The following is a 7322-nucleotide window of genomic DNA, read 5'->3' on the forward strand; positions in this document are numbered from 1 at the left end:
GGCGCTTCCAGGCGCGCGGTGAATTCATCGAAGTCCTGGACTTCGCGCGCGATCGCCGGGGCGACCGTCACGGGCGGGGGACCGCCATGCTGTTGTTGTTGATCCTGTTGTTGTCCGCAGGCGGTCAGCAGCAGCGCCGCGGCCGCGATGGCCGTCAGCTGGATCGTGTCCCTGTGGATCATGGATCTGTGTGGTCGGGGGTCCGTCCGGGGTCGGCCGGCCGGGCCCTGTTGAGAGAAATTCGGGCGCTGCGGTCTTCTGGCCGCAGTCGCCCCGACGGAACGGGCAATGTGCCGGGGCCGGAGCCCCTGCGTCAATGCGCACTAACGAGCGCGCGGCCCTCGCCGGCCGCGACGGTGGCGATGATCGCCCAGCCATCCCCCGTGCCGGAAGTGACCCGCCCACCCGACGGAGAGGGACACCCCTACACTGCCCGCCCATGACCCTCCCCTCCTCCCCGCCGGAGGCCCCCGCGCCGGCGCGCCGCACCCACCTGATCTACCTGCACGGCTTCCGCTCGTCGCCGCGCTCGGCGAAGGCGCGCCGCATGGCCGAGTGGACCGCCGCCCATCGACCGGACCTGGTGTTCGCCTGTCCGCAACTGCCGCCCTCACCGCGCGAGGCGATGGCGCTGGTGGACGCGCTGATCCGCGACTGGCCGCGCGACACGATGGCGGTGATGGGCAGCTCGCTGGGCGGCTTCTACGCGACCTGGGTGGCGCAACGCACCGGCGCCCGCACGGCGCTGCTGAACCCGGCGGTGGACCCGGCCCGCGACCTCGCCAACCACATCGGCGAGCAGACCTGCTGGCAGGACCCGGACGAGCATTTCTTCTTCCGCCGCGAGTTCGTCGATGAACTGCGCAAGCTCGACGCCGGCGCGCTGGCGCATCCGGAGCGCCTGATGGCGGTGATCGCCAAGGGGGACGAGGTGCTCGACTGGCGCGAGATGCACGCGCGCTACCAGGGCTGCCGGATCAAGCTGCTGGAGGGCAGCGACCACGGCCTGGCCGACTTCGACGACCACCTCGACGAACTGGCCGAATTCCTCGGCCTCTGAAGGGCCGGGCCGTCGGCCCGCCCACGTTCCGGCTACTTCCGCCTACTTCCGCCTCCCGGTCGCCTTCAGCAGCAGCACGGTCACCAGCCCCGTCAGCACGACGATCAGCCCGACCACGACCCAGAAGCCGTGCTTGTGCTCCAGCAGCGGCAACCCGCCGACGTTCATGCCGAACAGGCCGCTGATCAGGTTGATCGGCAGGGCCAGCACGGTGACCATCGTCAGCACGTACAGCGTCTGGTTGTTCTCCTGGGCGACCCGCGCCGAGGTCTCGTCCTGCACCGCGCGGATGCGCTCCTGCAGCGCCTGGATGTCGCGCAGCACCAGCGCGAATTCCTCGCTCGCCTGCTGCAGCTGCTGCTTGTCCTGCTCGGCGACCCAGTCCGGCGGGTTGGACAGCATCCGCAGCAGCGCGCTCGGCTCCGGCGCGAGCAGCCGCTGCAGCCGCACCATCAGCCGGCGCAGCGCCGCCACTTCGGATTCATGGCCCGCATGCCGGCCGGCGAGCAGCGCATCCTCGATGTCGTCGACCCGCTCGGTGGCCTGGCGCACGATGCGCTGCAGCTCGTCGGCCTGGTCGCGCAGCAGGTGGTCGAGCAGCGCCACGCTCGACCGCGGCCGGTCGCCGCGCTTGATCGCCATGCGCAGCCGGTCCACCGAGCGCAGCGGCGCGCGGCGCACGCTCAGCACCAGGTGCTCGCTGGCCTGCATCCACAGCGTCGACACGTCGCCCACGTCGAAGGCGAAATCGAAGGTCACGTCGTTGAGCACCGCGAACAGGTGCTCGCCAACGCGCTCGATGCGCGACGAGCGCGAGCCCTGCTGCTGGGCCTCGTCGAAGCTCTCGGCCAGCGCCGCGTTGCGGCGCAGCCAGGGCAGCGCGCCCGCATGCGCGAGGTTCAGGTGCAGCCACAGGAAACCGCCCTCGGGCTGCGCCAGCCGGGCCTGCGCCTGGGCCAGCGTGGGCAGCGCCTCGGTGGGGCGCTCGGGATGGATCCAGAAGCCGCAGATCAGCCCGTGTTCATCGCCGCCATACGGGGCCGCCAGTCCCAGCGGGGACGGCATCGTCTCATTCATCGCCATCGGCGGATGGTAGACGCGCGATCGCCTCGCCCATGCGGATCCGCTGGCCCGGCTGCAAGCTGGGCGACAGCTTCACGCCCGGCGGGAGGAACACGAGGATGGTCGAGCCCTGCTCGAACCAGCCCATCTCCTCGCCGCGGGCGTGATCGTGGCCGAGCTCGAAACGGTGCGGGCCCGGATGGTCGGGACGCAGCGTCAGGTCCAGCGCATGCAGGCGCAGGCTGGCCACGAGGATGGCCGCCACCGGCACCAGCGCGATCGGCGTGCCGTCCGGCAGCGTGCACTCGATGGCCGCGCGCACGTTGCGGCAGAACAGCCGCTCGACGCGCTTGAGCGCGATCGGGTTGACGTTCCAGGTGTCGCCGGCGATGTGGGTGACGCGATGGATGCGCAGGTCGGCCGGCGCATGGAAGCGGTGGTACATCGCCGAGGTCAGCCGCAGCGTCAGGTAGGTGCCGTGGAGGTAGGGTGCGGCCCGCGAGGCGTCGCCGAACAGCTCGGCGATGCGGTAGTCCATGCCCTTGGCCTGCAGCGCCATGCCGCGCTCGACCGGCCCGTGCGCGCCGACGATCGCGTCGCAGGGGCTGACGATGGTGCCCGGCGCCGGATCGATCGGCCGGCGCCCCGGCTGGAGCCGCCGCGTGAAGACCTCGCGCAGCGAGCGGTAGCCGCGAACGGGCGCCTGCGCCTCGCTCAGGTCCAGGTCGGTGAACAGCCGCCACACCGCGACGCTCAGGCGCGTCAGCGCCGGCGACTCGATCCGGCTGTACCAGCCCATGAAGCGCGTCAGCGCCAGGCGCGGCACGCGGTTGGTCAGGAGGAAATTGAGGTCTTCCTGCTGGGTCAGACGGTCGATCCAGCGCGCCGATTTCATGGACATGTCAATTCCGTCGGATACATATCTCCGCAATTTGCCAATGCTGTGTGACAGCAGAACGAGGCTCCGGAGGTCCATGCCCATGTCCACGATGTTCTTCACCTTCGACCTGCTGCCGGTCGCCGCCGCCGCGGCCGGGCTCGTGGCCCTGTACTACGCGCCGACCGGCTGGCGCCGGCTGCAGCTCTCGCGGGCGAAACATCCGTCGCTGGCGGGCCATTCGCGGATGGCGGTGCGGCTGGCGCGGCTGATGCCGACGCGGCGCTTCGACGACCAGCGCTTTTTCAACGCCGACGACGCGCCGGACGCGATCGTCGCGACGCGACGCGCCAGCTTCACGGCGTTGTCGCGCACGCTCAAGACCCGCCATGCGCGCAGCATCGCCGCGACGCAGGCGATGAAGCCCTCGCTGCCGGACCTCCAGTTCACCAGCAACTACCGCGTGCCGCCGCCGTTCAGCCCGCTGGTGCAGCGCGAGCTGCCACTCGGGCCGGTGATGGTTGCGAGCGACGGCCACTGGCTCACCGACCTCGACGGCGAACGCTTCATCGACCTGGCCGGCAGCTACGGGGTTAACCTCTTCGGCTACGCGTTCTACAAGCGCTGCATCGCAGAAGGCGCGCGGCGGGTGGAGGCGCTCGGCCCGGTGCTGGGCGTCTACCACCCGCTGGTCGAGGACAACGTGCGGCGCATCCTCGCGCATGCGCGCATGGACCAGTTGTCCTTCCACATGTCAGGCACCGAGGCCGTGATGCAGGCGGTGCGGCTGGCCCGCTATCACACGGGGAAAACGCACCTGGTGCGCTTCTGCGGCGCGTACCACGGCTGGTGGGACGAAGCCCAGCCCGGTCCCGGCAACCCGCTGCCGGCCGAGCGCACCTACACGCTGCGCGACATGCACGCGCGCAGCCTGCAGGTGCTGCGCACCCGGCGCGACATCGCCTGCGTGCTGGTGAATCCGCTGCAGGCGCTGCATCCGAACAAGCCGGCGCCGGGCGACGGCTCGCTGGTCGACAGCTCCCGCCGCGCGTCCTACGACAAGGCCGCCTACGCCGCCTGGCTGCGCGAGCTGCGCGAGGTCTGCACCGAGCGCGGCATCGCGCTGATCTTCGACGAGGTGTTCATGGGTTTCCGCCTCGGCGCGGGCGGCGCGCAGAGCTACTTCGGCGTGCAGGCCGACCTGGTCACCTACGGCAAGACGCTGGGCGGCGGCCTGCCGGTGGGCGTGGTCTGCGGCCGCGCAGCGTGGATGAAGCGCTACCGCGACGAGCGCCCGGCCGACATCTGCTTCGCCCGCGGCACTTTCAACACGCATCCGCATGTGATGGGCGCGATGTCGGTGTTCCTGGACGCGCTCGAGGACCCCGAGCGCCTGCGCCAGATCGACGCGCAGGAGACGCAGCAGGACGCGCGGCGCGAGCGGCTCAATGCGGCGCTCGAGGCCGAGCGGCTGCCGCTGCGCGCGGCCAACATGTCCTCGGTCTGGACGCTCTATTACACCGAGCCCTCGCGCTACAACTGGATGCTGCAGTACTTCCTGCGCGAGCAGGGCCTGGCGCTGAGCTGGGTGGGCACGGGGCGGATGATCTTCAGCCTGGACTTCAGCGACGCGGACTTCGACGAGGTCCAGCACCGCATCCTGGCCGCGGCCCGCGCGATGCGCGACGGCGGCTGGTGGAGCAGCCCGGCGCTGCCGAGCAACCGGGCGATCAAGCGGCGCCTGCTGATGGAGACGCTGGGCCTGCGCGGCTGAAGCCCGCGCGCGCCACGCTCAGCGGGACGCCGCCGCCGCGGGGGAACGCAGGGCCATGCCGGGTGGCGACGGATGACCGCGCTCACGCGCTTCCCGGACAACCGCCTCGATCGCCTCGGCCACCACCTCGGGCTTGTCGCGCTGGATGTAATGCCCGGACCCCGCTACCGGCTGGATCTCCTTGCCGCCGACCAGCGGCAGCCAGTTCGGCTCCAGGCCATGCACCATGGACTCGAACCCGCTGGCCACTTCCATCGGCGAATACACCGTGCGCGTCAGCACCCGCACCGGCACGTCCGGCCGCGGCTTCTGCCACAGCGTGTCGATGCAGTCCTGCTGCTGCAGGAACTCGGCCTGCATCATCCCGCGGAAGACCCGCCGGCTCATGCTGTCCAGCATGTTGGCCATCACCGGCACCTCCACCTGCATCTTGCGCAGGTGCAGCGGATGGGTCGCGTCGACCAGCACGATGCCGGCGACCTCGTCCGGATACAGCCGCGAGAACGCGTACTGGTAGAGCCCGCCGATCGAATGCCCCACCAGCACATAGGGCGGCTTGATGCCGGCGCTCTGGAGCAGGCCATGCAGCTCGGTCGCGATGCCGCAGGGGTTGCGCGGCGTCGGCGGCGTGGCGGTGCTGTCGCCGTAGCCGGGGCGGTCGTAGGCGAAGACGCTGTAGTCGGCGCGCAGCGCGTTCAGCACCGCCGCCCAGGGATCGCGGCCGTCGCCCAGTCCCGATTGCAGGACCACCGTCGGCTCGCCATGGCCGACGTGGGTGAACACGATCGGCCCCCCGGTGACACGCTGGTTGCCGGTGTTGGGCATCGGGCTGGCACAGCCGGCCAGCACGGCGGCGACCGTGACGACCCACGCCAATGACTTCGGCGCCCGAAGGCGCCGTTCAACTGCGGACATGCGGAACACTCCATCTGGCCGGCGGCCGCCTGTCCCCGCGTCGATCGCGATCCCCGTCGCCCGGGATCGCGTCGCGCCATCCCGTCGGATCAGGCCGTCTGCTCGCCGTTGCCGGCATTGTGCCCATCGGCGCGCGGCCACAGCGCGGGATCGAGCCGCTCTCCGCGCAGCAATTGCAACGGGGCGCGGTGGTAGAGCTGGATGTCGTGGAAGGGGTCGGTGATGATCTTCGTCGCCCAGGCCAGGCCGGTGCGCAGGTCGCGGATCACCGCCAGCTGCAGCACGCGGAACACCAGGCCGCCCACGCCCAGCCAGAACCAGAGCAGGCCCAGCTGGTGCAGGTAGTCGACGAAGCCGGTGGCCGGCTCGAACAGTCCGAACAGGCCCGGCTGCAGCCATAGCGCGACCGGCGACAGCGCCCACAGCCCCATCAGCACGACCTTGCGGCGCAGGTTGTAGCCGACCTTGATCTCTTCCTTGTGCTCGTGCGTCGCCTGGTTCACGTGGTCGTAGCCCTTGGGCTCGAAGAAGAAGTGCCCGGCCTGGCGGCTGGTCATCGAGACGCCCCAGGCCAGCAGCGCCGACCAGGCCGGATCAACCAGCAGCAGCCCGTAGGCGACCACGAAGCAGCAGGCGCTGAGCAGGTGCAGCGACTGGTTGATGCGGCAGTGGTGGTAGTAGCGGTGGTCGTCCCAGCGCTGTTCATTCAGAAGTGCCAGAAAGTCCTTCATGCGGGCCTCGTCCGTGAGATGACCATGAGATGAGCCGTGGAGCGTGCCGTCACTCGATGGCAGTGCCGTGATGGCACGATGGCGCGTCGATGACGGACGCGTGGCGACTGTGTCCATCGGGCGTGTCAGGCGCGTGACGATCGGCGCCGTCACAGAACTGTTGCGTTGGCCGCCCATCATCCGCGCCATGACGACCCCGCCGATCGAACTCGAAGTCGACGAACTTCCCACGCGCCAGCGGCATTTCCGCGTCGCGGTGGTGACGGAGACCTATCCGCCCGAGGTCAACGGCGTGGCGCGCAGCATCGCCTGCGTCCTCGGCGGGCTGCAGGCGCGCGATCACGCGGTGCAGCTGCTGCGGCCGCGTCAGGCGCCAGCGGGTGCGCCCGCGGCCGGCGAGTCGCCGTCGACGAGATCCTCATGCGCGGCCTGGCCGTGCCGCGCTACCCGCACCTGCGCATGGGCGTGGTGTCCAAGCGCACCCTGGTCAACCTCTGGGCCAGCAAGCGGCCCGACGTCGTCCACATCGCCACCGAAGGCCCGATGGGCTGGTCCGAGCTGCAGGCCGGCGGCAACATGGAAGGCAAGGAGACCCGCTTCGGCATCTCGGCCAGCGCGCTCTTCGCGGTCGTCACCACCGCCGCCTCCTGCGGCGCGGTCAACGCGATGCACGACAGCTTCACCCCGATCGGTGGCGCCGTGCCGCTGGTGATGATGCAGCTGGGCGAGGTGGTCATCGGCACCTTCACCTTCTTCAACATCGCGTCCATCCTGATGCCGCTGGCGCAGGCGGTGAGCTCCACCGAGCGCATCGCCCGCCAGGACCTGAGCGAGCGCGTGGACGTGCACGGCACCGACGAGACCGCCGCGATGATGCGCGGCGTGCAGGGCATGCAGCACTCG

The 7322-nt window shown here is 70.5% G+C and carries 8 protein-coding genes and 2 pseudogenes; 4 read left to right on the forward strand and 6 right to left on the reverse strand.

Going from position 1 to position 7322, the window contains the following annotated elements:
• Positions 1-182: pseudogene (locus tag FUT87_RS01510) on the reverse strand (hypothetical protein); the annotation flags it as partial.
• A 257-nt stretch (positions 183-439) separates the two neighbouring features.
• Here FUT87_RS01510 and FUT87_RS01515 point away from each other — a divergent pair.
• Positions 440-1060 (forward strand): YqiA/YcfP family alpha/beta fold hydrolase, encoded by a 621-nt coding sequence (locus tag FUT87_RS01515; protein WP_147239833.1) that lies wholly within the window; start codon positions 440-442, stop codon positions 1058-1060.
• A 42-nt stretch (positions 1061-1102) separates the two neighbouring features.
• Here the strand turns inward: FUT87_RS01515 and FUT87_RS01520 are convergent, their stop codons facing one another.
• Together FUT87_RS01520 and asd are read right to left on the reverse strand one after the other, a co-directional pair.
• Entirely contained in the window at positions 1103-2125 is a 1023-nt protein-coding gene (locus tag FUT87_RS01520; RefSeq protein ID WP_147239838.1) for a transporter, read from the reverse strand.
• Positions 2126-2129: 4 nt separating this feature from the next.
• Positions 2130-3023 (reverse strand): archaetidylserine decarboxylase, encoded by an 894-nt coding sequence (gene asd / locus FUT87_RS01525; RefSeq protein WP_147239834.1) that lies wholly within the window; start codon positions 3021-3023, stop codon positions 2130-2132.
• Between the two features lie 79 nt (positions 3024-3102).
• On the opposite strand from asd, the gene FUT87_RS01530 reads away from it, so the two are divergent.
• Positions 3103-4773 carry an aminotransferase class III-fold pyridoxal phosphate-dependent enzyme gene (locus FUT87_RS01530; protein WP_255511606.1) on the forward strand — a complete coding sequence of 557 codons (1671 nt, stop codon included), beginning with the start codon at positions 3103-3105 and terminating at the stop codon, positions 4771-4773.
• Between the two features lie 18 nt (positions 4774-4791).
• On the opposite strand, the gene FUT87_RS01535 is transcribed toward FUT87_RS01530, so the two are convergent.
• The 3 genes from FUT87_RS01535 to FUT87_RS01545 all read right to left on the reverse strand — a co-directional run bounded on the left by FUT87_RS01535 (position 4792) and on the right by FUT87_RS01545 (position 6762).
• Positions 4792-5688, reverse strand: a complete 897-nt coding sequence (locus FUT87_RS01535; RefSeq protein WP_147239835.1) for an alpha/beta fold hydrolase — start codon at positions 5686-5688, stop codon at positions 4792-4794.
• A gap of 89 nt (positions 5689-5777) precedes the next feature.
• A complete protein-coding gene (locus tag FUT87_RS01540) occupies positions 5778-6419 on the reverse strand; it encodes a hypothetical protein (protein ID WP_147239836.1) in 642 nt (213 codons plus the stop codon).
• Positions 6420-6468: 49 nt separating this feature from the next.
• On the reverse strand, positions 6469-6762 hold the full coding sequence (locus FUT87_RS01545) for a hypothetical protein (protein WP_147239837.1): 294 nt from the start codon (positions 6760-6762) through the stop codon (positions 6469-6471).
• 209 nt (positions 6763-6971) lie between these two features.
• Between FUT87_RS01545 and FUT87_RS30190 the strand changes: the two are divergent.
• Both FUT87_RS30190 and FUT87_RS30195 read left to right on the forward strand, forming a co-directional pair.
• Positions 6972-7160: pseudogene (locus FUT87_RS30190) on the forward strand (potassium-transporting ATPase subunit KdpA); the annotation flags it as partial.
• 33 nt (positions 7161-7193) lie between these two features.
• On the forward strand, positions 7194-7322 hold a 129-nt coding region (locus tag FUT87_RS30195), incomplete at its 3' end, for a HAMP domain-containing protein (RefSeq protein WP_255511607.1).

It is taken from the genome of Mitsuaria sp. TWR114, from assembly GCF_007997345.1.